This is a genomic window from Brevibacterium sp. NPDC056726 (assembly GCF_042790515.1).
GTDB classification, from domain to species: domain Bacteria; phylum Actinomycetota; class Actinomycetes; order Actinomycetales; family Brevibacteriaceae; genus Brevibacterium; species Brevibacterium sanguinis.
Map to the genome: position 1 here is coordinate 740,140 of NZ_JBHTYZ010000001.1, position 26,256 is coordinate 766,395.

Genomic DNA, 26,256 nt, shown 5'->3' on the forward strand with positions numbered 1-26,256 from the left:
TCAGACTATCCGGTAACCGGTTAGGGTGGTGGGGTGAGAATCGCGACGTGGAATGTCAACTCGATCCGTGCCCGCCAGGAGAGGATCGGAGCGTGGCTCGACCGCTCCGATGCCGATGTGCTCGCCATCCAGGAGCTCAAGTGCCGGGACGACCAGTTCCCCCGGGAGATCTTCGACTCCCGCGGCTACGAGGTCGCCTTCCACGGGCTCAACCAGTGGAACGGCGTGGCGATCGCCTCCCGCGTGGGGCTGAGCGATCCGCAGATCGGCTTCGCCGGCATCCCCGAGTACGAAGGCGTCGTCGAGGCGCGTGCGCTGTCGGCGACGTGCGGCGGGGTGCGGGTCCACTCCCTCTACGTGCCCAACGGCCGTGAGCTCGACCATCCGCATCTGGCCTACAAGCTTGAGTGGTACCGGGCGCTCACGGCCGACATCGCCGGGCAGCTCGCCGCAGACCCCGAGAAGCGGATCGTCCTGTGCGGCGACTTCAACGTCGCCCCGCTCGACATGGACGTCTGGGACATGGCGGCCTTCGACGGCGCCACCCACGTCTCCCCGCCCGAGCGCGCGGCGTTCACCGACCTCCTCGGCGCGGGTCTGCAGGAGGTGACCCGGCAGTTCACCCCGGGGCCCGGCGTCTACACGTACTGGGACTATCAGAAGCTGCGCTTCCCGAAGAAGGAGGGGATGCGCATCGACTTCGAGCTCGCATCCTCAGTCCTCGCCGAGGCGGCGGTGTCCGCGCAGATCGACCGCGAGGAGCGCAAGGGCAAGGGCGCGTCCGACCACGCCCCCGTCATCGTCGACTACGACCTCTGAGGTCGGCTGGGACTGCTGAGTCGCGCGGGCGGTCGACCGCGCCCGCGGATTCTGCCCGCGGATTCCCCGCCACCGCCTCGGCGAGTGATCCGGTCGCGCAAAACGACGCGCAAAGCATGGACATCGCCCGTCTCATCTGGTGAAGTTGAACCAGGAGGAAGGTGACGACGATGTCAGCAAAAGTCCGCGAGCTAGTCGGTGAGGCCTACGACCGGCGCGAGTCCACCTGGAGGGCAGCGCTCGAGACGGTCGAGGATTGGATCGAGTCCGCCCGCTCGCGGTCTCCGCAGCTGACGGAGGACCGCGTCCGCATCGTCCCCGGCCGGATCAAGGACCCGCTGCGCACGGGCGAGAAGCTGCGCCGGAAGCTCGCCGACGCCAACGATGAGATCCACGAGGCCGTCGAGGTCGAGAACCAGGTCATCGACGTCGTCGGAGCCCGAGTGGTGTGCCGCACCGAACGCGAGCAGGCCGTGCTCTGGGACGTGCTCACCGATCCGAACGACGATTCGTCCCTGTCGATCGCCGAGGTGCGCGACTACTCCGCACACCCGAAGCCCTCGGGCTACCGGGGACGCCACCTCATCGTCGAGGTGCCCTTCGACTCCGAGCCCTCCGTCCTCGTCGAACTCCAGATCCGCACCATCCTCCAGGACGCGTGGTGCGTGCTCTCCGAGGAGCACCTCTTCAAACCCGGTCAGGTGCTCACCTCCGACTCGCAGCAGGAGAGGCTCGGCCTCGTCCTCGCCGGGCTCTTCGCGCAGGCCGATTCCGTCGCCGGCTTCATCGCCGACGACGTCGGCGCCTACCTCGGCCTCGGCAACGCGGCCCCGCCGCGGGCGATGACCGACCCCGACACCGAGGCGCCCTCGATCGAAGTGACCATCCGCGAGCTCAAGCACTCCTACGTCCTCGCCGCCGACGAGGTGGGCCGCCATGGGATCATCCGCTTCGAGACCCTCGGGCTCACCCCGGACAACCCGGACCGGGCGGGACTGCCCTCCCCCGGCGACACTCTGCGGGTGCGGATGGACGAGTCCCACTCGACCCGGTACTTCATCCCCGTCGCCGGGGAGAGTTGAGGCCGCGCCGGACGCTGACCGCCCAGGGGCCCGGCACCGATTAGACTTGCGTCCCATGGGAAAGAAGTCGAAGCGCTCCAAGGAAGACCTCATCGCCAAGCGTCTGGCCCGGGCTCAGGCCACGGCCTTCGTGCCCCGCCCCTTCGAGGGCCTGCCGTTCGAAGCCGACCTCATCTGCCTGCGCGAACTCGTGCCCGCCGCGACCGCGGAGGTCCGGCTGCGCGAGGACTTCGGCGGACACACCGTGACGATCGCCTCCCTGCTGCCGGCGGCCTGGCAGGCCTGGCACCGCGAGGACGGCACCGTGCTCGCCGGCATGCAGGTGCCCGTGTCCTCGACCGATGCCTCCCGTGACGTCGCCCGCGGCATCCTCGCCGCCGCCGACGCGGCCCCCGGCACGACGATCGAGGCGACGACCGAACCCGGTGAGGGACCGCGGCTGCAGGACATCCTCGACGACGCCCACCCCTTCGACGTCCGCGTCCTCGAGACCTTCGAGTACTGGGAGCTGCCCGGTGACGACGCCGAGGTGGCGGCTGCCCTCGAACAGGCCAACGACTCGATCGCCCCGACGGAGAAGCTCGCCTCCGTCGACTCCGCCTACTGGACGGAGATGTCGGGCCGGACCTATGTGCGCTGGGCCCGGTCCGAAGGCGAGGACCAGGTCGTCGACGCCCTCGCACGGCTGCAGGCCGAGGGGCGCAACGACCTCGGCGGACCGGGGACGTTCCTCGGCTACTTCCGCGCCCACGGGATCATCGTGCCCGTCTGGGAGCTCGAGTTCGGCACCCAGGTCGACGACGTCGAGGAGCCGATCGCCGAGTTCGCGACGCGTCTCGACGAGGCCCTGAGCGACGACTCCCCGCTGAGCACCGAGGCCCGCCGGACCCGCTCCGGCATCGTCGCCCGCCAGCTCACCATCCACTGACCATGACTGAGCACCCGAGCCCGATCGGCATCGCCGCCGTCATCCCCGCGATGAATGAGGCCGAGCGCATCGCCGCGACCGTGGCGAGCACGAAGCTCATCCCCGGCGTCGACATCGTCATGGTCGTCGACGACGGGTCGAGCGATGACACCGGCACCGTGGCCCGGCGCGCCGGCGCCGAGGTCGTCACCCACCCGAAGAACAAGGGCAAGGCCGCGGCGATGATGACCGGGGCCTTCGCGATCCGCAACCGGGAGATCTCTCAGACCCCGCCCGGGCAGACACCGGCCCACCGGGCGCTGCTCTTCATCGACGGCGACCTCGAGGACTCCGCGGTCAACACCGCACCCCTGGCCGCCCCCGTGCTCGCCGGGGAGGCCGATATGACGATCGCCATCCTGCCCGCGCAGAAGCGCAAGGGCGGGGGCTTCGGCTTCGTCGTCGGGCTCGCGAAGAAGGGCATCGCCGAACTCTCCGGGTTCGAGGCCACCCAGCCCCTGTCGGGCATGCGCTGCCTCTCCCGGGAGGCCTTCGACGCGGCCCTGCCGTTCGCCGCCGGCTGGGGTGTGGAGACCGGCATGACGATCGACGTCGTCAACGCCGGCCTGCGCGTCGAGGAGGTCGAATGCGACCTCCACCACCGGGTGACCGGCCGCGATCTCAAGGCGCAGCTCCACCGCGCAGCCCAGTACCGCGACGTCGCCCGAGCGCTCATGGCCAGGCGGCGGCAGGCGAAGCAGGCGTCCTCATGAGGTACGCGTACCTCGGCCCCGAGGCGACCTTCACCGAAGCCGCTCTGCTCAGCTACCTCGGCGAGCAGGGACAGACCGAGACGGCGACGACCCTGCCGATGCGGGGCGCCGCGGCCGCCCTCGACGCCGTCCTCGACGGCGACTGCGCGGCCGCGATCGTGCCGATCGAGAACTCCGTCGAAGGCGGTGTGCCCGCGACGATCGATGCGCTCACCGGGCACGGAGACCTGCAGATCATCGCCGAGGTGGTCGTGCCCGTCCGCTTCGTCCTCGCCGTGCGCCCGGGCACCGACCCGAACGCGATCACGTCGTTCGGCAGCCACCCGCACGGTGAGGCGCAGGTGCGCGGCTACATGGCCGAGCACTTCCCCGACGCCGTCTACATTCCGACGTCCTCGACGGCCGCGGCCGCCCGCGATCTCGCCGGCGACGCCGCGGACTACGTCGCCGCCGTGTGCCCGGCACTGGCCGCGCAGCGCTACGGCCTCGACGTCATCGCCGAGGACATCGGCGACCGCCAGGATGCCGTCACCCGCTTCGTCGTCGTCACGCTGCCCGGACGCATTCCCGATCCGACGGGAGCGGACAAGACGACGGTCGTCGCGGCCCTGCGCTCCGACCGGGCCGGCGCCCTCCTCGAACTCCTCGAGCAGTTCTCGACGCGCGGGATCACGATGTCGCGGATCGAGTCGCGCCCGACCGGCGACCGCCTCGGCCTCTACCAGTTCTCGATCGACCTCCTCGGCCACATCAGCGAGGCCCGGGTCTCCGATGCCCTCATCGGCGTCCACCGGGTCGCCCGGTCGCTGACCTTCCTCGGCAGCTACCCGAGCGCCGACGGGACCCGGCCGATCGTCGATCCGACGACGACCGACGCCTCGTTCGACGACGCGATCGCCTGGATGTCCGGCATCCTCGACGCTGCGGACGGTTCGCCGACCGCCTGACCCCACCCGCCGACGAAGGAGTCGAGCCCGATGAGCACCGCCGCCACCTCACCGACCCCGGACGCGATCATCGTCGGAGCCGGCCTCGCCGGACTCGTCGCCGCCCACGAGCTCACGCAGGCCGGCAGGTCCGTGCTCATCGTCGACCAGGAGAACCGGGCCAACCTCGGCGGGCAGGCCCACTGGTCGCTCGGCGGCCTGTTCCTCGTCGACTCCCCCGAGCAGCGCCGCCTCGGCGTCCGGGACTCCCTCGCCCTCGCGCGGCAGGACTGGGCCGCCTCGGCGGGATTCGACAGGGCCGAGGACCGCTGGCCGCGTGCGTGGGCCGAGGCCTATCTCGAATTCGCCGCCGGGGAGAAGCGGGACTACCTGCGCCGGCTCGGTCTGCGGCTCACCCCGATCGTCGGCTGGGCCGAGCGCGGTGGGTCCGGTGCCTCCGAGCACGGGAACTCCGTGCCCCGCTTCCACCTCACGTGGGGCACCGGCCCCGAGGTGGTCCGGGTGTTCCGGGAGCCCGTCGAGGCCGCGGAGGAGCGCGGGCTCGTCGACCTGCGCTTCCGCCACCGGGTCGACGAACTCGTCGTCGCCGACGGCGCCGTCGTCGGGATCCGCGGGCACGTGCTCGCCCCGAGTCCGACGGCCAGGGGTGTGGCCTCGAACCGCGAGGAGGTCGGCGAGTTCGAGTTCCGCGCTCCCGCCGTCATCGTCACCAGCGGCGGGATCGGCCACAATGCCGAACTGCTGCGCCGCTTCTGGCCCACCGACCGCCTCGGCGAATTCCCCGCCCACCTGCTGGCCGGCGTGCCCGCCCACGTCGACGGGCGGATGCTCGACATCGCGCAGGCGGCTGGGGCGAACCTCATCAACCGCGACCGGATCTGGGCGTACACGGAGGGCATCGAGAATTGGAATCCGATCTGGCCGGGGCACGGGATCCGGATCATCCCGGGACCGTCCTCGCTGTGGTTCGACGCCGCCGGCAACCGCTTCCCCGCCCCGAACTACCCGGGCTTCGACACGAACCGGACGATGGCGGCGATCCTCGGCACCGGTCACGACTACTCGTGGTTCGTCCTCAACGAGACGATCATCGCCAAGGAGTTCGCGCTCTCGGGCTCCGAGCAGAACCCCGACATCACGCTCAAGGACTGGCGGCTGAGCCTCGCGCGCCCGGTCCACCGGGGCACCGGCCCCGGTCGAGGCGTTCACGCGCTACGGTGCCGACTTCGTCGTCGCGGACACGACCGAGGAGCTCGTCGCGGGGATGAACGCCCGCTCCCGCGGACCCGTCATCGACCACGACCACCTCGTCGCCCAGATCGTCGACCGGGACCGGGAGGTCGCCAACCCCTACTCGAAGGACCCGCAGGTGCAGGCGATCCACGGAGCCCGCCGCTACCTCGGCGATCGGATCGTGCGGGTGGCGCCACCGCATCCGATCCTCGATCCCGCGCACGGCCCGCTCATCGCGGTGCGGCTGGGGATCCTCTCACGCAAGACCCTCGGCGGGCTCGAGACGAACCTCGAGGGTGAGGTGCTCGCGTCCGACGGGACGCCGATCCCCGGGCTCTTCGCCGCCGGTGAGGTCAGCGGCTTCGGGGGCATGCACGGGTACAACGCGCTCGAGGGGACGTTCCTCGGCGGGTGCATCTTCACGGGGCTGCGCGCCGGACGGGCCGTGGCGCAGTCGGTCTAGGCGCTCCGGTCCGGGGCGTCGGGGCCCTGCTGGAAGCGCGAGGGCGTGAGGAACTGGGTCGTCGAGATGCCGAGGACGCGCTGCTGCCGGGAGAGGTTGTACGTCCGGTCGAACTGCAGGTACTCGACGAGGAAGAGCCGGGCGCTGTCGCCGCGCTTGAAGAGGGACTTGACCTTGAGCCCGACCTTCGCCGCGACGAGGGCCTTGTCCTTCGCGATCGCCTCGATGACGACCGGCGGATAGCCCATGCGCGCGAAGTGCGTGGCCACGGCGTCCTTGAGCCGGTACGGGGTGGGGTCGCCGATGTTGAACGGACCGGAGGCCGAGGGCACGTCGAGGCACGCGAGCGCGGCCCGCACGAGGTTGTCGATCGCCGTCAGCGTCATCTTCTGCCGGCCGCCGCCGGGCAGGGTGAGCACGCCCTTCTTCGCGAAGTGGCTGAGGCTGGGCATGAGCATCGTCTCCCCCGGGCCGTAGACCGCGGCGGGACGGAGGACGGCGGCGTCCGGGCGGATGCGGGCGAGCAGCTGTTCGGCGAGCACATGCGTCTTCGCATAGTCGTCGTGGTACTCGCTCGGATCCTGCGGGCCCGCCTCCTCCCACAGGTCGGTGTGCGGCTGGGTCGGCGAGTAGACCGTCGTCGAGGAGATGTGGACGATCCGGGCGTCGGCGAAGACGTCGAGGACGTGGCGCGTGCCGGTGACACGGACATCGTAGAAGTCGTCGTAGGCCGCGGTGACATCGGTGAGTCCGGCGCAGTGGAAGACTGCGGTGACGGACTTCGCCAGCGACTGCACGGCGGTCGGGGCCGGCTGCCTGATGTCCCACTCGTGGAAGTTGACCCCGGGGATCTCCGGGTCGCGGCGGCAGAGCGCATAGACCGTCTCGTCACGCGTCGCCAGGGCGCGAGCGATGGCTCCGCCGATGAAGCCGCTTGCGCCGGTCACCACTATCGCCACCGCTGCTCCTTCCCTTCAACCGCTCTCCCGCACGCTGTGCGTCGCCCTGCTAGTGCCACTGTAGCCGACGTCGGGGCCGCATCCGCGCGGATGCCCACATGGTCGATCCGCATCCGCGACATCGCACGGTCCGCACCGGCCCGCGACACCCGGGCCCCGCCTCGGCGCCGCGATTTCCTCATCCTTTCCCCTCTCAAGCGGTGAGCGCGAGCCTACAATGGGCACTGTCGCAACCGATACCTGTGCGAACAGCCTGCTCGCACACGCCGCCGCAGGAGGATGCCGATGACGACTCTGCTCATGGTCATCGGCTTCGGCGCGGCGACGAGCATCGTCGTCGGCATCGGACAGCGGCTCCGTCTGCCCTGGCCCGCGCTCATGGTCGTCGTCGGCATCGCCGGCGCGTTCATCCCCACCTTCGCCGATGTCACGATCGACCCCGAGCTCATCCTCCCCCTCTTCCTCCCGCCGCTGCTCTTCGCAGCCGCGCAGAAGACCTCGTGGGCGCTCTTCGCGATCCGGTGGCGGACGATCCTCGGCATGGCCATCGCCCTCGTCGGCGTCACGGTCGCCGCCGTCGCCGGGTCCGCGCTGCTCCTCATCCCGGGGATCACGATCGCCGCGGCCATCGCCCTCGGCGCGATGCTCGCCCCGCCGGACCCCGTCGCCGTCGACGCGGTCGCCGGCACCGTGTCGATCCCGCGCCGGATCATGAGCACCCTGCAGAGCGAGGGCCTGTTCAACGACGCCGCCTCCCTCGTCATCTTCCAGACCGCGATGGCCGCCGCCCTGGCCGACACGGATGTCGACTTCGGCAGTCTCGCCGTCGCCTTCGTCCTCTCGGCGGTCGTCGCGATCGCCATCGGCTGGCTCGTCGTCTTCGTCGCGTGGTGGGTGATGGAGCGCATCGACCACACGGTCGCCCGGTCCTCACTCCTCTTCGTCCTCCCCTTCGGCGTCTACCTGCTCGCCGAGCACTTCCACGCCAGCGGCGTCATCGCCGTCGTCGTCGCCGCCCTTGAGGTCCGGCGGCGCGACGTCGAGGGCAACTCCGCCGAACGCGTCACGCAGGCCACGACGTGGCAGGTTCTCGAGATGCTCATCACTGGCATCGCGTTCGGCCTCATCGGCCTCGACCTCCGCGTCGTCATCGAGACCGAGAGCTCCGACCTCGGGCGCGCCGTGCTCATCGGGCTGGCGATCGCCGCGGTCATCATCGTCGTGCGATTCGTCTGGCTCCTGCTCTCGATGCTGCTCATCAGCAAGCGCATCCGGGAGGAGGATCCGGACGCGGCCCCGCTCAACGTCCGCGACTCGGTGCTCATGACCTGGGGCGGGATGCGCGGGCTGGCGACGATCGCCCTGGCCCTGTCGATCCCGCAGCTGACCGACTCCGGCGAACCGTTCCCCGGTCGCTCCTACATCCTCGTCGCCGCCGCCGTCGTCCTCCTCGTCACCCTCGTCCTCGCGGGCCTGACGTTCCCGGCCGTCGTCGGGGCCCTCGGCATCGACGACGAGGCGGAGAAGGAGAGGCGGCAGACGGAGGAGATCGCGAAGCGCGCGTATGCCGCGGCGATCAGGCAGATCCAGTCCGATGACGACCTGCCCGATGATGTCGCCGAGGCGCTGCGGACCCGGTTCAGGACGCTGCGGACCCAGCTGCTCGGCACTCCCGATGATCAGGTGAGTGCGGAGAAGGCGACCGAGTTCAAGGAGAACCGCCAGCGGCTCCTCGCCGTGCAGAAGCGGGCGATGCAGGCCGCCCGGGACGAGGTGCTCCGGGCCCGCCGCGAACGCGGCATCGACCCCGAGGCGGCGGACAAGGTGCTGCGGCGCTTCGACCTGCAGGCGGTGCTGCAGTCGTGACCGGGACGGAGGCATGGGACCCCTGACATGAACGCTTGTGTGAACTGACCCTCGAAAATCAAAGTTGAGTGGAATAGACTCAACTTTGGAGGCGTTGCACCAGAGAGAAGCACAATCCACCACTGTTGAGGAGATGCGCATGGACGCACAGATGACCACCAAATCGCGAGAGGCGCTGCAGACGGCAGTCAACGACGTCGTCGCGCGCCACAACAACCAGGTCGAGCCCGCCCACATCGTGGCCGCACTGCTCGAACAGCCCGATTCTCTCGCCTCGAACCTCCTGGCGAAGGTCGGCGCTGACCGCAGCACCGTGCTCACCGCGGTCGCCGCCGTCATCGGCGGCTTCCCCACCGTGAGCGGACAGTCCGTGGCGCAGCCGAGCCTGTCCCGGGCCGCCCTCGAGCTGATGAACCAGGCGCAGGAGGAGATGACCTCGCTCGGAGACCAGTACGTCTCCACCGAGCATCTGCTGTTCGCCGCCGCCGGCGGCCATGACGGCTCCGGCGATGCGCTGCGCGCCAACGGCGCCAGCCGCGACGCCCTGCTCGCGGCTCTGCCGGAGCTGCGCGGAGGCAAGAAGGTGACCTCGGAGAATCCCGAGGACACGATGCAGTCGCTCGAGAAGTTCGGCATCGACCTCACCGCAGCCGCCCGCGAGGGCAAGCTCGATCCCGTCATCGGCCGCGACAAGGAAGTCCGTCGCGTCATCCAGGTGCTCTCCCGCCGGACGAAGAACAACCCCGTCCTCATCGGCGAGCCCGGAGTCGGAAAGACGGCCGTCGTCGAGGGCCTCGCCCAGCGCATCGTCGCCGGTGACGTGCCGGAGTCGCTGCGGGACAAGACGCTCATCAGCCTCGACCTCTCGGCCATGGTGGCCGGCGCGAAGTACCGCGGCGAGTTCGAGGAGAGGCTCAAGGCGGTGCTCGAGGAGATCAAGAACGCCGACGGCCAGATCATCACGTTCATCGACGAGCTCCACACGATCGTCGGCGCCGGTGCCGGCGGCGACTCCTCGATGGACGCCGGCAACATGCTCAAGCCGATGCTCGCCCGCGGTGAGCTGCGGCTCATCGGCGCGACGACCCTCGACGAGTACCGCGAGAACATCGAGAAGGATCCGGCGCTCGAGCGTCGCTTCCAGCAGGTCTACGTCGGGGAACCGAGCGTCGAGGACACGATCGCGATCCTCCGCGGTCTCAAGGAGCGCTACGAGGCCCACCACAAGGTCTCGATAAACGACGGCGCGCTCGTCGCCGCGGCGGGTCTGTCGAACCGGTACATCACCGGGCGTCAGCTGCCGGACAAGGCGATCGACCTCGTCGACGAGGCGGCCAGCCGGTTGCGCATGGAGATCGACTCCGCTCCGGCGGAGATCGACGAGCTGCGCCGCTCGGTCGACCGTCTGAAGATGGAGGAGATGGCGCTGTCGAAGGAGACGGACTCCGCGTCGCAGGAGCGCCTGAGCAATCTGCGCGCCGACCTCGCCGACAAGGAGGAGAACCTCCGTGCCCTCGAGGCGACGTGGGAATCCCAGCGGGCCGGCCTCAACCGGGTCGGTGAGCTGAAGACGAAGCTCGACGAGCTGCGGTCGCAGGCCGAGAAGGCCCAGCGCGACACCGACCTGGAGACGGCGTCCCGCCTGCTCTACGGGGAGATCCCCGCCGTGCAGAAGGAGATCGCCGAGGCCGAAGCCGAAGAGGCCGAAGCCGATGCCGGGCAGAGCTCGGATCCGATGGTCAGCGACAAGGTCACGGCCAACGACATCGCCGAGGTCGTCGCCTCGTGGACCGGCATCCCCGCCGGACGTCTCATGCAGGGCGAGGTCGAGAAGCTCCTCGGCGCCGAGAACGAGCTGGGCAAGCGACTCATCGGGCAGAAGGACGCGGTTGCAGCGGTCTCCGATGCGATCCGCCGGTCCCGGGCCGGGGTCTCCGACCCGGATCGCCCGACCGGTTCGTTCCTCTTCCTCGGCCCCACGGGTGTCGGCAAGACGGAGCTCGCGAAGTCGCTGGCCGACTTCCTCTTCGACGACGAGAAGGCCCTCATCCGCATCGACATGAGCGAGTACGGCGAGAAGCACACGGTCTCGCGGCTCGTCGGTGCGCCTCCCGGCTACGTCGGCTACGACGAGGGCGGTCAGCTCACCGAGGCGGTGCGCCGTCGGCCGTACTCCGTCGTCCTCCTCGATGAGGTGGAGAAGGCGCACCCGAGCGTCTTCGACATCCTCCTGCAGGTGCTCGATGACGGTCGTCTCACGGATGGTCAGGGCCGCACGGTCGACTTCCGGAACACGATCCTCATCCTCACCTCGAACCTCGGTTCGCAGTTCCTCGTCGATCAAGCGATGACCGAGCAGGAGCAGAAGGACGCGGTCATGGACGTCGTCGCCTCGGCGTTCAAGCCCGAGTTCCTCAACCGCCTCGACGACATCGTGCTCTTCGATGCGCTGAGCAACGACGAGCTGACCTCGATCGTCGACCTGCAGATCAAGAGCATGGACAAGCGTCTGGCCGACCGCCGGATCACGCTCGACGTCACGCAGGAGGCGAAGGACTGGCTGGCGCTCGAAGGCTACGATCCCGCCTACGGCGCGCGTCCGCTGCGTCGCCTCGTGCAGCGCGAGATCGGCGACAAGCTCGCCCGTGCGATGCTCGCCGGTGACGTCCAGGACGGCGACACCGTCGAAGTGACGATGCCGGTGCACGCCGACACGACAGGACTGGAGCTGCACGCGAAGAAGTGAGCACAGATTGGACGAGGGGGCGACCGCACCGGTCGCCCCCTCGTTGTGTCTGTCGCTGCGTCTGCGGCCACCTCGGTGAGGGTGCAGCGCTCAGCCGGCCTGCCGCGCTCAGCCGGTCTGTCGGGCACCGCTCCGGGAGCCGATGCCCGACGCTGACCACCAGCGTCGCAGGAGTGCGCTGAGCTTCTCGTAGCTGCTGTCCTTGATGAAGATCGCGTCGACGGCGATCATCGTCAGCGAGAACCACGGCAGGCCCATGAGGAGGGCGATGCCGAGGTGGAACGAGAGGATGCCGAGGAGCGCGACGACCCGCGTGTAGCGGTTGAAGAGCATGAACGGGAAGGCGCACTGGAAGAGGATCGACCCCCACGAGATGACGACGACGCCGGGACCCCACGCGGTGACGAGGTCGGAGAGCACCGGCCAGGTGCCGAACTGGAGGGTCTGCAGCGGGTTGTAGACCGCGTAGCCGTGCTGCCACGCCTGGCCGCCGGCCTTGTAGAGTCCCCCGGACATGTAGATCGCGCAGACCTGGAAGGCGAGCACGACGATCGCGAGGTTGTTGGCCATGATGAGGATCCACGGGCCGTCGGCGGCCGCAGGGAGGGTGCCGAAGCGCTTCCGGTGGCGACGGGAGTCGAGAGACCAGCGTCGCGTCGTGTCGGCGAAGAGGAGCGCGATGAGGAAGATCCGGTAGGCGTTGTCGCCCTGGTCGCCGGCACTGTCGTTGAGCTCGATGAAGCTCACCCAGGCCACGAGGTAGAACGGCAGGATGATGCGGGTGCGCCAGCCGAGGATGATCGTCACGGCGAGCACGGCGAGGCCGATGATCATCGCCGTGAACAGCGGCGGGTTCGTCACCGCCCGGTGGAAGAGGGAGAACAGCCAGATGTTCGGGAAGTCGCTCTGGGGTTCGGCGATCTCGCCGTTCCAGGCCGCCCCGACGCCGAAGGCATAGTTGCGGGCCGCGAAGTTCGTGAGGATGAGCCCGAGCCCCGTCACCCCGATGAGGATGCGGGTGACGGCGAGTCCGTAGGTCGCGTGGTAGCGGCCGGTGAGCATCTCCTCGAGCCAGTTCCAGCCGCTGGCGAGCTTCGTCACGATGCGGGCGGCGACAGGGGTGGCCGAAGCGTCAGCGGCGCCGGCGGCGTCGCTGTGGTGGCTGCTCTCGAGGGTGTCGGGGCTGTCGGAGCCGTTGGTGCTGTCAGAGCCGTTGGTGCGGTCAGCGCCGCCGGAGCCCTCAGCGCCGCCGCTGCGGTCGTCCCGGTCCACAGTCGCTTGCGGCGTTCCCGTCATCGCATCATCCGCTGACACTGCGTCCGACGGCGTCGTGGTCCTCTTCCCGGACGGCATCTCACTGCTCACTGACGCACCTCACTGTGTCCGAGGCGCAGAAGTAGTCCGCGAAGTCCTCGTTCGATTGGTCATCGGCGAAGGTCAGCGCCCGCCAGCCGACGGTGGCGGGCTGGACCGCGGGACGCTCGGCGTCCTTGTCGTTGCGCTGCGCGAACGGCACGACGTTCTGCCGGGCCGCGAGGAACTGGACCCGCTGCACATCCTCGCCCCAGACGGCGAGCGCGACCTGCGTCGCGTACGCCGTCGCCGTGTTCTCCTCCGCCAGGTAGTCGTCGACCACGCCGTCGGGGTCGGCGTACTCGTCGAGCTTCGTCGTCAGTCGCTCGACCGAGTCCTCTCCCCGGAAGTAGTCGAGAGCGACGATCGACTTGTGGTCGTCGCTGAGGTCGTCCCACGATCCCTTGAGATCCGAGGCCACACTGATGCCGAGGCCGGCTGACCGCGGCGGGAAGAGCTTGTACGTCGAGTGGTCGAGTTCGATATCGGTCGCCCGCACCCAGTCCGTCGTCTCCTCTCCGCCGTCCGGTGTGGAGACGACGGCGCGGACGTCGAAGTAGTAGTCGCCGTTGATCGGTTCGGGGGCGAACACGCTCCACGACTGTCCCCACATCGGGATCATGTACTGCGAGAGCAGGTTGCCGGGGATGACCTCCCGCAGCGTCGACGACGGCGCGATCCAGAGGAACGAGGCGAACAGGTGGAACCCGGTCAGCGCCATGGCGATGACCATGATCGTGCGTTTGACCACGGGATTCGTCTTCGACTTCGCTGTTCGCGGCGAAGCAGTGCTCTTCGTGTCGTCCATCTCAGTTCCGGATTCGTCGTCGGCCACACCGCCGCGGAACCCGCGGCCGCGGGCACCGATCACCTGGCGATTCAGGGTTCGTTCAGACTCTAGGCTAACCGAGTCGCGAGCGCTCCCGTCGACTTTTCGCCATCACACAGCTCCCGCCGACAACGATCCCTACCATCGCAGCCACGCGCCCCGTCGCCGAACTCATTCCCCCGCCGGCAGCGTCACGCGCGCCCTGCCACCGGAATCACGCACCCCGTCACCGGACTCATTCCCCCGCCGGCTGTCGCAGCCACTCCTTGACCGCTTCGGTGCTCTGCCCGAGCGTCGGCGGCGCGAGATCGTAGCTCGGCGGCGTCTCGGACAGGCGGATCGGGTTGGCTACGGTGGGGATGACGCGGTCACCGGTGCCCGCCTCGGCGATGGGGTCGAGGCCGAGTCGGGCGGCGAGCTCGACGCCCTCGGCGATCGTGTTGATCGGCGCGCTCGGCAGCCCGGCCGCTGAGAGGAGCTCGTACCATTCCTGGTTCGTCTTCCGGGCGAGGGCGGCGACGAGGTAGGGCTCGAGCTCGGCACGGTTCTCGTTGCGGTTCGCGGCCTGGGCGAAACGGTCGTCAGCTGCCCATTCGGGGTGGCCGAGCACCTCGGCGAGCTTGCCGAACTGAGCGTCGTTGCCGATGGCGATGATGATCTGGCCGTCAGCGGTGGGCATCGGCTGGTACGGGTAGAGGCTCGGGTGGGCGTTGCCCATCGCCCGCGGCACGACACCGCCGGCGATGTAGGCCGAGGTCTGGTTCGCCAGGCCCGAGAGCGCCGAGGAGAGCAGGTTCGTCTCGACGAGTTGCCCGACGCCGGTCTCCTGGCGGTGGACGAGCGCGGCGAGGATGCCGACGGTCGTGTGGAGGCCGGTGAACACGTCGACGATGGCGACACCGGCCTTGACCGGGCCGGACTCCTCGGTGCCGGTGACGCTCATGAACCCCGACAGTCCCTGGATGAGGAGGTCGTAGCCCGGTTGCGGATTGTCCCGCCCGAATCCGGTCACCGAGGCGTAGACGATGCCCGGGTTCTCCGCCCGCACCGAGTCGTAGTCGAGGCCGTACTTGGCCAGGCCCCCGGCCTTGAAGTTCTCGACGAGGACGTCGGCCCGGCGGGCGAGCTCCTGGGCGAGGGCGCGATCGTCGGGGTCGGTGAAGTCGAGGACGACGGAGTGCTTGTTCCGGTTGGCTGTGAGGAAGTACGTCGCATCGTCCCCGCGCCGAGGCGGTGCCCAGTACCGGGTGTCGTCACCGGTGCGGCCCTCGACCTTGATGACCGTGGCGCCGAGGTCGGCGAGCATCATCGTCGCGTACGGGCCGGCGAGGACCCGGGAGAAGTCCGCGACGAGGATCCCGGCCAGCGGACCGGTCCCCTTCCTGGCGAAGAGCTCGTCGATGTCCTCGGTCTTCACGTGCGACTCCCTTCGGCGCTGCCAGTCGGTCTCCCCTGCCGGACTGATCTCCTCGCCCGACTATACGGGGTCGGCAGGTGCGAAATCCGCAGGCCCTGCCGCGCACAGGATCGCTAGACTCGGAGTCACACTGCGTCCGCAGTCGCACCACCAGATCTCCGGATGAGAGCACCACAGAAGAGGTAGACGATGACGTACCGCATGCCGGCAGAGACCGCCGCCCACGACCGCATCTGGATGGCGTTCCCGTCCTCGGGCTATGCGCTGGGCGCCTCGGAGGAGGACGCCGAGGCGGCGCGCACGACGTGGGCGGCCGTGGCCAATGCGGCCAGTGAGTTCACCCCGGTCAGCGTCGTCGTCTCCCCGGCGCAGGTCGACCATGCCAAGCGCCACCTCGGCGAGGGCATCGAGATCGTCACTGCGGAACTCGACGATGCGTGGATGCGCGACATCGGCCCGACCTTCGTCGTCGACGACGAGGGGAAGCTCGCGGCCGTCGACTGGGTGTTCAACGGCTGGGGCGCGCAGGAGTGGGCGACGTGGGACAACGATGAGCACATCGGCCGCTTCGTCGCCGAAGCCGCGGACGTTCCGGTGATCTCCTCGCAGCTGCGCAACGAAGGCGGCGGCATCCACGTCGATGGCCGCGGAACGGTGCTCGCCACCCGCAGCGTGCAGCTCGATCCGGGACGGAATCCGGGGCTCACCGAGGCCGATGTCGAGGCCGAGTTCGCCCGCACGATCGGCGCGAAGAAGGTCATCTGGCTCGATCACGGGCTGCACCGGGACAATCAGACCTTCGGCACGCGCGGGCACGTCGACATCGTGGCGACGATGCCGAGCCCCGGTGTCGTCCTCGTCCACGATCAGCGCAATCCCGAGCACCCGGACCATGAGTTCAGTGAGCAGCTCAAGGAGTTCTTCGCGCACGAGACGACCGCCGACGGTCAGCCGTTCGAGGTCGTGCCGATTCCGGCGCCGGAGATCCTCAAGGACGACGAGGGCTGGGTCGACTACTCCTACGTCAACCATCTCGTGACGAACGGCGGAGTCATCGCGTGCACGTTCGATGACCCGATGGACGCCGAGGCGCAGGCGATCCTCGAGCGGGTGTACCCGGGTCGCACCGTGGTCGGGGTCGACGCCCGCGAGCTCTACGCCCGCGGCGGCGGCATCCACTGCATCACGCAGCAGCAGCCGAGTCTGTGACGGTGTCGCTGTGTTCTCAAGCGGCATATCGTTGCGCTGAGGACACAGTCCGCTGACGCTGGGAGTTTTCCGGCAATGTCGCTTTTCCCCATGGGCGCCGTGCGCGGCAGTACGCGCCTGCCCTGGAGGGCGGTGGCACGATCGACCCCGCAGCGCGAAATTGCCTCACCACTGACCCGGTGTGTCGGTATAGGCTGGTGGCTCAGAACACATTTGCGACGCAGCGAAGGAGAGCACAACCATGAAGAAGCGATTGATTCTCCTGGCCGGACTGGGAATCGGGTACGTCCTCGGATCTCGGACCGGCCGCCAGAGCTACGAGAAGCTCAAGGCGCAGTTGCAGGAGCTGTGGACCGACCCGAAGGTGCAGGAGACGGTCGAGAAGGCCAACCAGTCGATCCGCGAGAAGGCTCCGGCGGTGGCCGATGCCGTCCAGACGGCGACCGACAAGGTCAACGCCGCGGCGCAGGAGCTCGACGGTGACGAGGATGCGCACGACGGACCCTCGTCGAGCGGCTCGGCAGGGTCGAGGGGTTCGAGCGCGGCTGGTTCTGCCTCGGCAGGTTCGTCGGGGGCAAGTTCGGCAGCGGCTGGTTCGAGCTCGACTGGTTCGGCGGCCTCCGGATCGGCGGGGTCGTCCGCTGCCGGCACGGCGTCGAAGCCGGTGTCGCCCGGAACCGGTTCGCCCAGCGGTTCGAAGCCGACGACAGGCTCGACCAGCGGTTCGAAGTCGACAACGGGCTCGAGCTCGACCATCGGAACCGGTTCCACGGCCGGTTCCACGCCCGGCTCGGCGACCTCCGGATCGGCCGCGACGCCGTCGCCGAAACCGGCCGGCAGCTCGGCAGGCGGCGCGACTCCCTCGCCGAAGCCCGGCGCCAAGCCGACTCCGGGCACCACCGCGGGTGCTGGGTCGACGGGTGCTGGGCCGAGCGCGAAGCCTGCCGGGGGCACGACCCCGACGCCGAAGCGAGTCAACGATGTCATCTCCGACCCCGAGCGCTCGATCGAGGACGAAGGACCTGCCCGCAGCTGACGGCGTTCAGAATAGCGGCGGCTGCCTCATCGAGGCAGCCGCCGCTTCGTATTGCCAATGTCTGCAGCGGCGAGCTCATCAGACAGCGCCTTGAGCAGCGCACTGCCAGCTCCTACAGCAGCGAGCTCGTCAGCCGCGCGACGTTCTCGATGTACTTCTTGTGCAGCGGCCGGTTCCGCCACTCCTCGGCGTCGAGCTCGACGGAGTTCGGCGCGTACTCCTCGGCTTCGAGCGCGTACATCCGCGCCGTGAACTCCTTGTCGACGATGAACATCGTCACCTCGAGGTTCATCGCGAACGAGCGCTCGTCCATGTTCGAGGATCCGATGATCGACACATCATCGTCGATGAGGAGGAACTTCGAGTGGAGGACGGTGGGCGCGTGGTACATGAAGATGCGGACCCCGGCGCGGACGAGCTCGTCGTAGTACGACTGCTGGGCACGGTGGGTGAGCCAGTGGTCGCTCGTCTCACCAACGTAGAGGCGGACGTCGACACCCGAGCGCGCCTCCGTCGTCAGAGCGTGGAGCAGCGACTCATCGGGGACGAAGTACGGGGAGCACACGACGACCGTGCGGTTGGCGTTGTAGATGAGGTGGTTGAACAGTCGCAGGTTGTTCTCGTCCTCGAACCCGGGACCGGACGGGACGACCTGGGCGAGGGCACCACCGCTGATGGGCGCGTTGAGTTCGAGCTGCGCGGACTCGTCGAAGAGCTCGTCGGTCTCCGAGTACCAGTCCGTGGTGAAGACCGCGTCGAGTTCGTCGACGACCGGCCCCTCGCATTCGAGGGAGAGATCCATCCACTGGAAGCCCTTCCGCCGGTTGCGGGCCTTGTTGTACGAGCGGTCGATGATGTTCTGCGAACCGGTGAACGCCCTCACCCCGTCGACGACGAGGATCTTGCGATGGTTCCGCAGGTCAGGACGCTGGTACTCGCCTCGCCAGGGGCGGATCGGGAGGGCTCGGCGCCAAGGTATGCCCGACGAGTCGAGCCGTTTGACGAGCTCCGAATAGCCCGGGTACCCGATCGACCCGAGGTGGTCGATGAGGATCCGCACCCGCACTCCCCGCGTATGGGCGTTGAAGAGGGAGTCGATGAGCCGTTTCGTCGTCGCGTCGATGGCGACGATGTAGAACTCGAAGTGGACATAGTCGTGGGCGGCGTCGATGGCGTCGGCCATCGCCTCCATGCACTCGTGGTTGTCCGTGTGGAGGATGAACGCATTGCCGTGGGTCATCGGCAGGGCGCCGAGGTCGAAGTTGAGCTGGGCCGCCGTCGCCAGGGGTTCGGACAGGTGGCTGTGCTCGCCGACGATCGCCTGTTCGTTCGACTCCTCGCGGATGATGTCGTTGATGACGGTCTGCTTCTTCCGCCGATGCTTGGGCAGCTTCGAGGAGCCGAGCAGGAGGAACGCGAGCAGCCCGACATAGGGGATGAGGAAGATCGCGAGCAGCCAGCCGAGCGCCACCGACGGGCGGCGGTTGTGCGGGATCCACCCGAGCGCGATGATCCGGATGAGGAGGTCGACGGCGAAGAGGAGGAAGATCAGCCAGTTCGGCCAGGCGCTGTCGACGGTGAAGAGGGGGTAGACCTCCACGTCGATCACCTCCTCCGCCTGGCACTCCGGCCGCCGGGGCGGCTCTGACTTCCTCATCGTATCGCGCAAGGTCACCCTGCCGATCCGCGGTGCGAACGCGCGATAATGTGATGACCAGCCCCGACCGAAGGTGTCCACTGCTATGACCGTCGATCCCACCGCCGTCCCCATCCGTCCAGCCGTGAGCGTGATCATGGTCAGGGACGGCGAGTCCGGACTCGAGGTCTTCGTCCAGCACCGGGTCTCGACGATGGATTTCGCCGCCGGTGTCGTCGTCTTCCCCGGCGGCCGTGTCGATCCCGTCGATGTCGCCGGCGCCGAGGCGGTCGTCGTCTCCGACCCCGAACTCCACCGGGCGGCGTGGCAGCATTCCACGATCGACGATTGGCGGGTCCTCATCGCGACCGCGGTCCGTGAGGTCGCCGAGGAGACGGGTGCCGTCATCGATCCGAATGCGCTCACACCGTGGGCGAACTGGGTGACCCCGCTCGGACAGCCGAAGCGCTTCGACACGTACTTCTACGTCATGGCCGCTGACGAAGCGCTGGCCCCGCAGCATGTCACGACCGAGGCGCACACGAGCGAGTGGCTGCCGGTCGCGGCGCTCCTCGCCGCTGAGTCGGCCGGCGAGCTCAAGCTCATGCGTCCCACGTTCGTCCTGCTCAGCGAGCTGGCGACCTTCGCCTCCGCCGCAGCGGTCACGGCCGGACCTCGCGCCATCGACGTCGTGCGCCCGGACGAGGCGCGCTAAGCCGCACTGCGATTCAGCGGCGGGAGGCCCGCATGCTGGTGAGGCGTTCTTCGACGACTCGGCTCTGTTCGTCCGAACCGAGGAGTTCGGAGAGCGCCTGCTGTTCGGCGGCGAGTCCCTCGGCGAAGGGGACAGAGTAGGAGAGGTCGACGAGGCGCTTCGACCACACGAGCGCCTGACGGGACTTCGCGGCGATGTCGGCGGCCAGCTCGAGGGCTCTGGCGATCGGGTCCTCGGCGAGCTCCTCGACGAGTCCGATCCGCTGCGCCTCGACGCCGCCGATCGCCTCACCGGTGACGATGAGCTTCTTCGCCATGCCGGGGCCGACGAGACGGGGAAGCAGCTGGGTGCCGCACATATCGGGGATGATCCCCCATTTGATCTCCATGAGCGAGAACTGGGAGTCGGGGCTCGCGACTCGGATGTCGGCGCCGAGGGCGATCTGCATGCCCCCGCCGAGGGCGGGCCCGGTGACCGCGGCGATGACGGGCACCTCGACGAGGGACCACACGTGCACGGCCTTCTGAGCAAGGGCGCGGGCCGAACCGAGGAGGTCACCGTCGGCGCCGATGCCACTGGGTCCCTCCTCGGCGATCCGGGCCATCTCTGCGAGGTCGAGACCTGCGCTGAAGGCGCGCCCGCGGCCGGAGAGGACGATCGCGCGCACCTCGGGGAGCGTGCTGAGGTGGAGACCGACCTCGACGAGCTCCTCGAAGACGTCCCTGGTCAGGGAGTTGAGTTTGTCGGCGCGGTCGATCTCGACGTGGGCGACGCCGTCGGCGATGGAATGGACGATCTGGGGCATCGAGGATCCTTTCACTGGCGTTGTCTGAACCCTACAAGGGTGAGCACGATCACGGCGACCAGGGAGGTCAGGCACATCCCGACGACGCCTGGCCAGGCGAAGTCGGTGAAGAGCACGGCGGAGAGCCAGGCCCCGAGGCTCGTGCCGAGGTAGTAGACGGTGAGGTAGATGGCGGACGACCGCGTGGTGTCGACGCCGGGTCGGGCGGTGCTCGCGGCGGCCGAGGCGCCGGTGTGGCCGAGGAAGAAGCCGCCGGTGAGCAGCGACATGCCGATGACGATGAGCGGGAGGGAGTCGACGAGGGTGAGGCAGGCGCCGATGATCGCGGTGACCATGCCGATGAGCGTGAGGCGACGGCGGGTGAAGGCCACGGCGAGGCGGCCGTAGTACGTCGTCACGACGGTGCCGACGAGGTAGATGAGGAAGAAGAGGGCGACGGTGCCTTCGCTGAGGTTCCACGGGTCCTGTTGGAGTCGGGAGCCGAGCATCGTGAAGGAGCCGCCGAACACGATCATGCAGAGGAACCCGGTGAGGTAGATGCCCCACAGCCCGCTTGGGGTTCGCCGAGGCGATCGGGTCGTGTCGCGCGGGGTCGTGTCGGGCTCGGGCCGGACCATGTCGCCGCGGAGGAGCCAGACGACGATGAGTCCGATGGCGAGCGCGACCGCCGCGGTGAAGGCGAGGCCGCCGTGCCAGCCGAGGACCTCGGCGGCGAGTCCGGTGAGCAGCCGGGAGCACAGGCCGCCGATCGTGTTCCCGGCGATGTAGACGCCGATCGCGCCGGGCAGGGCCGAGGGCGGAAGCCGCAGTGACAGGTAGGCCATCGCGGTGGCCGGCACCGAGGCGATCGCCACGCCTTGGAGGAAGCGGACGGTGATGAGCAGTTCGGGGTTGGGGGTGAACGGCAGGATGAGGGCGAGGACCGCGGCGAGGATGACGCCGCCGACGATCTGCCGGGCGTGGCCTATGCGGGAGGCGAGCAGTGAGAACGGGATGAGGAAGCAGGCCATGGCGACGTTCGTCGCCGAGACCGTGAGGCTCGCGGTGGGGGTGTCGATCGAGTATGCCTCGCGGATGGCGGGGATGAGGCCCTGGGTCTCGTAGAGGACGAGGAAGACCGAGATGCCGGCAAGGAACACTGCGACGATGGTGCGCCGGTTGCTCGTCGCGTTCGGCTCACCGGTGCTCATGGTCCTCACGGTATGCCTGCGGGACGGGATCGCTCAAACCGTTCCGCAGAGCGAACCCGCGACCGCTCAGCTGTCGAAGAGCGTGTCGATGATCCCCTGGGCGACGAACTTCGCATGGAGGATGGGTCGTCGTTCCGGGTCGATCGAGGCGGGTGGCACCCACGCCGGTTGGCCACTGGTGAGCATCACCGAATGCCAATCCGATCTGTCGATGAGGTGGTGGTGTGCGCCGCAAGCCAGTGTGAGGTTGTTGATGTCGGTGATGCCGTTGTCGATCCACGGCACGATGTGGTGGACTTCGCACCACCCCGGCGGTGCATCACAACCCGGGAAGGTGCACCCCATGTCTCTCGCCGTGATGATCGCCGTCTGCTTCTCATCGGCGAAGCGCTTCTCGGTAGCGACCTGCACCGTCTTGGCCGAGTCGCTCATGAGGTGGAAGAACACTCTGCCGTTGAGTCCGGATGAGGTGAGTTCGGACATCGGCACCGGATTCTCGGTGCCGGTCTTGCCCTGACCGGTGTTCGAGGCGAGGTCTTCGGCCTTCGCCGTGACGACGAGCGAGTACCTCGCGCCCGAATTCGGGCGATTCATCTCGATCTTGCCGATCAGGGAGGCGAATCGTTCGTAGATCCACCGGCGGGCGGAGGGCTGGGCGTCGACTGTGCTCACCGTCGTGCCGTCGCGGCGCACTCCATAGGCGCTGCCGTCGTAACCCGTCGCCCCGGGTGTTCCGTCTGAAGCGTCGGCACTGGTTCCCGTGCCGGGAAGTCGCTGACCGGTGCCGTCCTGAGCGAAGAGCGGCGCATCGTGCCGGTCGCCGGAGAGCACCGCGTCGAGTACATCGAAGGCGCTGGGTGACTCCTCGCCGGCCGCCTCGGTGCCGGGGAACCCGCTGCTGACGAGGCCGCTCCCGACGCCATCCCTGCCGGCGTCGCCATTCCCGGTGGCGTCGCCACCCTGGCTGGCATCGCCATGACTGGCGGGGTCGCCATTCCTGCCGGCGTCGCCTTGGCCGCCTGGCGCGTCCGCACCGCCCTGCTCGCCGGTTGTCCGGCATGACTCGATCCTCGACGTCAGCAGGCCGTTGAGCAGGCCTCCGGTGATCGGGTCGAGCCGGCCTGACAGCTCCCAGTCACCGTTGCGGCGAGCGCGCAGATGCACCGAGTAGTCCGACCGGTCGCGTCCCTCGGACGGCTCCTTGCCGTCGGGGTCGATGATGTCGAGCATGCGCTGGAAGATCTCGCGCAGGTCGGAGACGCGGACGTTGGGCGCTTCCTTGACCAGTCGCTCCTCGGTCTCGGCCCGCAGTTCGGCGCTCACCCAGGCAGGCAGTCGTTTCATGCATTCGGCGATGACCGCCGCCTGGTTCGCCGACAGGACTCCCTCGTGGAGGCCGTCTGCGGCCTTGGGGGCCAGCGGCGGCATCGGCTGACCGGAGAGGTCGACGCGTCCGCCGAGGTTGTTCGCCGCCTCGGTGCGCCGATAGGCCTCCTGGTCCGACAGTCCCAGACGATCCTTGACGAGTGCTTTCGTCGTCTTCGCGCCGAAGTCCGTGGGTACTCCGACTCTCTGGAAGATGGCGAGGGTGACGGCGTTGAGTGAGGCGTTGACGCGGTTGATCGCTTCGAGCGCATCGGCGAGGATCACCGCGTCGTCGGGGCCCACCGGCCGTTCGAAGGTGCGGACTTCGCTTTCGAGCCGGGTCAGATTCGTGATGCTGTCGAGGACTTCGGGCGCGAACTCGGACAGGCGGGACCAGGCCGCATCGGTGAGCAGCGGATGCCGGCTCAGCTTCCTCGTGTCCGGCATGGAGCGTGTCGAGTCGGTCACGGAGCTTCTCGAGATGGGCATCGCGTTTCTCGAGTCAGACGTGGCGTTTCCCGAGTCGGACGTGGAGTTCCCCGAATCAACTATGTCGGCGACCGCCGCAGCCGGGTCGTCGTCATCGATGGGTCCCGGGCCGGTCGGGTCTTCGTCGACCGACAGTGCCGAGACGTCGGCCGCGAGTGCTGCGCTGCGGCGATGCCCATAGTCATCGGGATCGTCGACACCGGGAGAGTCATCGGGCTCCTCAGCGCCGGGTGCTTCCCCGGCCGGAGTCGCATCACTTTGAACCTCGCCGACCGGATTCCCATCGATCGGAGCCCCCTCGACCGGAGTCTCCTGGATCGAAGCCTCAGCGATCGACGTCTCAGGCGACGCTGGACTCTCAGCTTCCGGTACGGCCGGGATCTCCTCGAAGAGTTCGGCGTGGACGCTGCCGGTGAGGTCGAGTCCGGCATCCCTGAGCTGGTCGAACAGCGATTCCGGAGCTCCGGTCGATCGACTCGAGCCGCCTGCGGATGACCCCGGCCCAGAAGAACTCGGCCCCGATGAACCTGGCCGCTTCGACGCGGGGCCCCGCTTCCCCGCAGGCGACATGCGGGCACGGTCGCCGTTCCCGTGGTTCTGCCTGTCCGGGGTGAGTGTCATGACTCCTGATCCGTTCGCCAACGCTCATCGTTGTTGTCCTGATTCTACTCCGCGAGTGTGACATGCACAACAGTCTGTTCCCAATTTATTCGATCTTTTTTTCACAATGAATTCATTCACTCAGCGCTTTTCTGTCAACGACTCCATCCGTCCTGGCGACAGCTGCCCGCACAGCACACCCACAGGACGTTCAGTCGCAGCCGCAGAGATGTGTCCATCGCGGCAAACACGGTGACGCCATCACACCTCCCAGCACGGACGATGACAGTGCCAGGCCCGGCAGTCACCGGCGCCCTTTCGCACGCAACTGCAGTCCTGCGGAGAGCGCGGCTCTCCTCCGCTCGGGTCGCCGCGGTGAGCTGACGGACAGACACTGTCGACTCGCCGCGGAGGCGAAGTCACCACCGTCGCTACGAACCCTGGAAGGCTCCTGCCTGGAGGCACACCGCAAGGCACCTTGCAACCCTTTCAGTGCCTCAGGCCCTTCCCGACATCGCCGCGTCGACTGATCCCACGGAGCTTCGACGAACGTCCTTCGAACACAGTTGACAGAGGAAAGTGAGCACAAGCGTCGCGACAGTCATTGCGATGAAACCGAGAACATAATCACCCGTCGAATCCCTGACGTAGCCGATGAAGAAGGGATAGACGAAACCACCGACGATGAAGCCGATTCCGAGCACGAAGCCATTGACAGTTCCCGCCCGGGTCGGCGGAACGGATTCGGCAGCCAGTGCGAGCGCCAACGGCATCCCCATGTACACGCTGAGCCCGACGAGCGGCAGGCACACCGCGACGAGCACATAGTTATCGGCTGCGATGGCCGTGGTCAGGGCCGCCATGAACACCGTCATCGATGCCCCTGCGAGAACAATGAGGTTCCGTCGCCTGCCAAGGCGATCCGAGATCAGTCCGAAACTGATCGAGGTGATCATTCCGACGACGACATAGAGGGACGAGAACAGCCCGGCCGACGACGTTGACCACCCTGCGTTCTCAATGAGGATTGTCGGCATCCAACTGGCGACGACCGCGAAGATTCCCCACTCTCCAACGAAGAAGGCGGCTGCCGTGAGGACATTGCGTCTGGTCACAGCGCCCCAGATCGTTGACTTTCCGGGTGCGGCAGTGGCGGCCCCAACCTCATTGTCCGCGTCGTCGGGTGCATCGCGGAGCACGACCGCCGCAATGATGAGAACCACGAGGAGCACGAGACCCCCGACGATCGATCCGCTTCTCCACCCCAACGCGACGGTGACGATGGAGAACCCATAGAGCGCAAAGGCCGTCCCGACCCCGTCGGAGGTGAACATCGTTCCCAGCGCGACCCCGCTCTTCCGCTCGCGCTCGAACCAGTTGACGGCCATCGTGTAAGGCCCGACGAAGAGAAGGCCCACTCCAACACCACTCAGGGAGCGGCTGAGCATGAGCGAGAGGTAGTCGGGCGCCCACGCGAACATGAACTGACCGGCGATCGCGGCGATCAGTCCGACGATGATGATCTTCTTGACACCCCAGCGATCACCGATGAACCCGGCGAAGGGAAGTATCACCCCTCCGACCAGCGCCGTGATGGAGCCGAGGAGTCCTGCTTCAGTGAAGTTGAGAGACAGCTCCTGGGAGATCTCGAGCAGATTCGGCGTCCACCCGATGTAGGGGATGAAGCAGGCGATGAGCACCAGATAGGAGGTCGCCAGCATCAGCCACTTCGTTGTGGATGTGATTGTCTTCATGTGTAGCTCACCTTTGAGCGGTCCCGGCCGAGCAACCGGGAGAACTGTGCAGATTCACTGCGG

At 68.2% G+C, this 26,256-nt stretch carries 20 protein-coding genes and 1 pseudogene; 12 read left to right on the plus strand and 9 right to left on the minus strand.

What is annotated here, in order from left to right:
* Nucleotides 1-33: 33 nt before the first annotated feature.
* The 6 genes and pseudogenes from ACFQ91_RS03265 to ACFQ91_RS03290 all read left to right on the plus strand — a co-directional run bounded on the left by ACFQ91_RS03265 (nt 34) and on the right by ACFQ91_RS03290 (nt 6,224).
* Nucleotides 34-819, plus strand: coding sequence for an exodeoxyribonuclease III (locus ACFQ91_RS03265; protein WP_198499867.1), 786 nt, complete (start codon nt 34-36; stop codon nt 817-819).
* A 170-nt stretch (nt 820-989) separates the two neighbouring features.
* Nucleotides 990-1,901 (plus strand): GTP pyrophosphokinase family protein, encoded by a 912-nt coding sequence (locus ACFQ91_RS03270; RefSeq protein WP_198499868.1) that lies wholly within the window; start codon nt 990-992, stop codon nt 1,899-1,901.
* Nucleotides 1,902-1,956: 55 nt separating this feature from the next.
* The gene (locus ACFQ91_RS03275; protein ID WP_376871062.1) at nt 1,957-2,829 is read left to right on the plus strand and encodes a DUF5926 family protein; all 873 of its coding nucleotides are present in this window, start codon (nt 1,957-1,959) and stop codon (nt 2,827-2,829) included.
* A 2-nt stretch (nt 2,830-2,831) separates the two neighbouring features.
* The gene (locus tag ACFQ91_RS03280) at nt 2,832-3,581 is read left to right on the plus strand and encodes a glycosyltransferase family 2 protein (protein WP_198499870.1); all 750 of its coding nucleotides are present in this window, start codon (nt 2,832-2,834) and stop codon (nt 3,579-3,581) included.
* The gene (pheA, locus tag ACFQ91_RS03285; RefSeq protein WP_376871058.1) at nt 3,578-4,528 is read left to right on the plus strand and encodes a prephenate dehydratase; all 951 of its coding nucleotides are present in this window, start codon (nt 3,578-3,580) and stop codon (nt 4,526-4,528) included. The genes ACFQ91_RS03280 and pheA overlap by 4 nt, the downstream gene beginning before the upstream one ends.
* Before the next feature lie 30 nt (nt 4,529-4,558).
* A pseudogene (locus tag ACFQ91_RS03290) lies at nt 4,559-6,224 on the plus strand (FAD-binding dehydrogenase).
* Here the strand turns inward: ACFQ91_RS03290 and ACFQ91_RS03295 are convergent.
* Nucleotides 6,221-7,183, minus strand: coding sequence for an NAD-dependent epimerase/dehydratase family protein (locus ACFQ91_RS03295; RefSeq protein WP_376871055.1), 963 nt, complete (start codon nt 7,181-7,183; stop codon nt 6,221-6,223). The pseudogene ACFQ91_RS03290 and the gene ACFQ91_RS03295 overlap by 4 nt on opposite strands.
* A 285-nt stretch (nt 7,184-7,468) precedes the next feature.
* Here ACFQ91_RS03295 and ACFQ91_RS03300 point away from each other — a divergent pair, with 285 nt between their 5' ends.
* Nucleotides 7,469-9,049: a Na+/H+ antiporter gene (locus ACFQ91_RS03300; RefSeq protein ID WP_376871052.1), complete on the plus strand. Its 1,581-nt coding sequence runs from the start codon at nt 7,469-7,471 to the stop codon at nt 9,047-9,049.
* A gap of 139 nt (nt 9,050-9,188) precedes the next feature.
* Nucleotides 9,189-11,795 carry an ATP-dependent chaperone ClpB gene (gene clpB / locus ACFQ91_RS03305; protein ID WP_376871049.1) on the plus strand — a complete coding sequence of 869 codons (2,607 nt, stop codon included), beginning with the start codon at nt 9,189-9,191 and terminating at the stop codon, nt 11,793-11,795.
* A gap of 108 nt (nt 11,796-11,903) precedes the next feature.
* Here the strand turns inward: clpB and ACFQ91_RS03310 are convergent, their stop codons facing one another.
* From ACFQ91_RS03310 to ACFQ91_RS03320, 3 genes are all read right to left on the minus strand, one after another.
* Nucleotides 11,904-13,091, minus strand: coding sequence for an HTTM domain-containing protein (locus ACFQ91_RS03310; protein ID WP_376871046.1), 1,188 nt, complete (start codon nt 13,089-13,091; stop codon nt 11,904-11,906).
* A 58-nt stretch (nt 13,092-13,149) separates the two neighbouring features.
* On the minus strand, nt 13,150-13,956 hold the full coding sequence (locus ACFQ91_RS03315) for a DUF5819 family protein (protein WP_376904033.1): 807 nt from the start codon (nt 13,954-13,956) through the stop codon (nt 13,150-13,152).
* 256 nt (nt 13,957-14,212) lie between these two features.
* The gene (locus ACFQ91_RS03320; protein WP_376871042.1) at nt 14,213-15,394 is read right to left on the minus strand and encodes a CaiB/BaiF CoA transferase family protein; all 1,182 of its coding nucleotides are present in this window, start codon (nt 15,392-15,394) and stop codon (nt 14,213-14,215) included.
* Between the two features lie 201 nt (nt 15,395-15,595).
* Between ACFQ91_RS03320 and ACFQ91_RS03325 the strand changes: the two genes are divergently transcribed.
* Both ACFQ91_RS03325 and ACFQ91_RS03330 read left to right on the plus strand, forming a co-directional pair.
* Entirely contained in the window at nt 15,596-16,603 is a 1,008-nt protein-coding gene (locus tag ACFQ91_RS03325) for an agmatine/peptidylarginine deiminase (RefSeq protein WP_376871039.1), read from the plus strand.
* 241 nt (nt 16,604-16,844) lie between these two features.
* Nucleotides 16,845-17,639: a hypothetical protein gene (locus tag ACFQ91_RS03330; RefSeq protein WP_376871036.1), complete on the plus strand. Its 795-nt coding sequence runs from the start codon at nt 16,845-16,847 to the stop codon at nt 17,637-17,639.
* 112 nt (nt 17,640-17,751) lie between these two features.
* Here the strand turns inward: ACFQ91_RS03330 and cls are convergent, their stop codons facing one another.
* A complete protein-coding gene (gene cls / locus ACFQ91_RS03335; protein ID WP_376871033.1) occupies nt 17,752-19,239 on the minus strand; it encodes a cardiolipin synthase in 1,488 nt (495 codons plus the stop codon).
* Nucleotides 19,240-19,381: 142 nt separating this feature from the next.
* Between cls and ACFQ91_RS03340 the strand changes: the two genes are divergently transcribed.
* Complete coding sequence (locus ACFQ91_RS03340) at nt 19,382-19,990, plus strand: NUDIX domain-containing protein (RefSeq protein WP_376871030.1); 609 nt, start codon at nt 19,382-19,384, stop codon at nt 19,988-19,990.
* A gap of 13 nt (nt 19,991-20,003) precedes the next feature.
* Here ACFQ91_RS03340 and ACFQ91_RS03345 read toward each other — a convergent pair whose 3' ends face one another.
* From ACFQ91_RS03345 to ACFQ91_RS03355, 3 genes are all read right to left on the minus strand, one after another.
* A complete protein-coding gene (locus tag ACFQ91_RS03345) occupies nt 20,004-20,795 on the minus strand; it encodes an enoyl-CoA hydratase-related protein (RefSeq protein ID WP_376871027.1) in 792 nt (263 codons plus the stop codon).
* A gap of 11 nt (nt 20,796-20,806) precedes the next feature.
* Complete coding sequence (locus ACFQ91_RS03350; RefSeq protein WP_376871024.1) at nt 20,807-21,985, minus strand: MFS transporter; 1,179 nt, start codon at nt 21,983-21,985, stop codon at nt 20,807-20,809.
* A gap of 66 nt (nt 21,986-22,051) precedes the next feature.
* Nucleotides 22,052-23,797 carry a DUF222 domain-containing protein gene (locus tag ACFQ91_RS03355; protein ID WP_376871021.1) on the minus strand — a complete coding sequence of 582 codons (1,746 nt, stop codon included), beginning with the start codon at nt 23,795-23,797 and terminating at the stop codon, nt 22,052-22,054.
* Nucleotides 23,798-24,010: 213 nt separating this feature from the next.
* Here ACFQ91_RS03355 and ACFQ91_RS03360 point away from each other — a divergent pair, with 213 nt between their 5' ends.
* Nucleotides 24,011-24,334, plus strand: a complete 324-nt coding sequence (locus ACFQ91_RS03360) for a hypothetical protein (RefSeq protein WP_376871018.1) — start codon at nt 24,011-24,013, stop codon at nt 24,332-24,334.
* Nucleotides 24,335-24,936: 602 nt separating this feature from the next.
* On the opposite strand, the gene ACFQ91_RS03365 is transcribed toward ACFQ91_RS03360, so the two are convergent.
* Nucleotides 24,937-26,193, minus strand: a complete 1,257-nt coding sequence (locus tag ACFQ91_RS03365; RefSeq protein ID WP_376871015.1) for a nitrate/nitrite transporter — start codon at nt 26,191-26,193, stop codon at nt 24,937-24,939.
* Between the last annotated feature and the right edge of the window lie 63 nt (nt 26,194-26,256).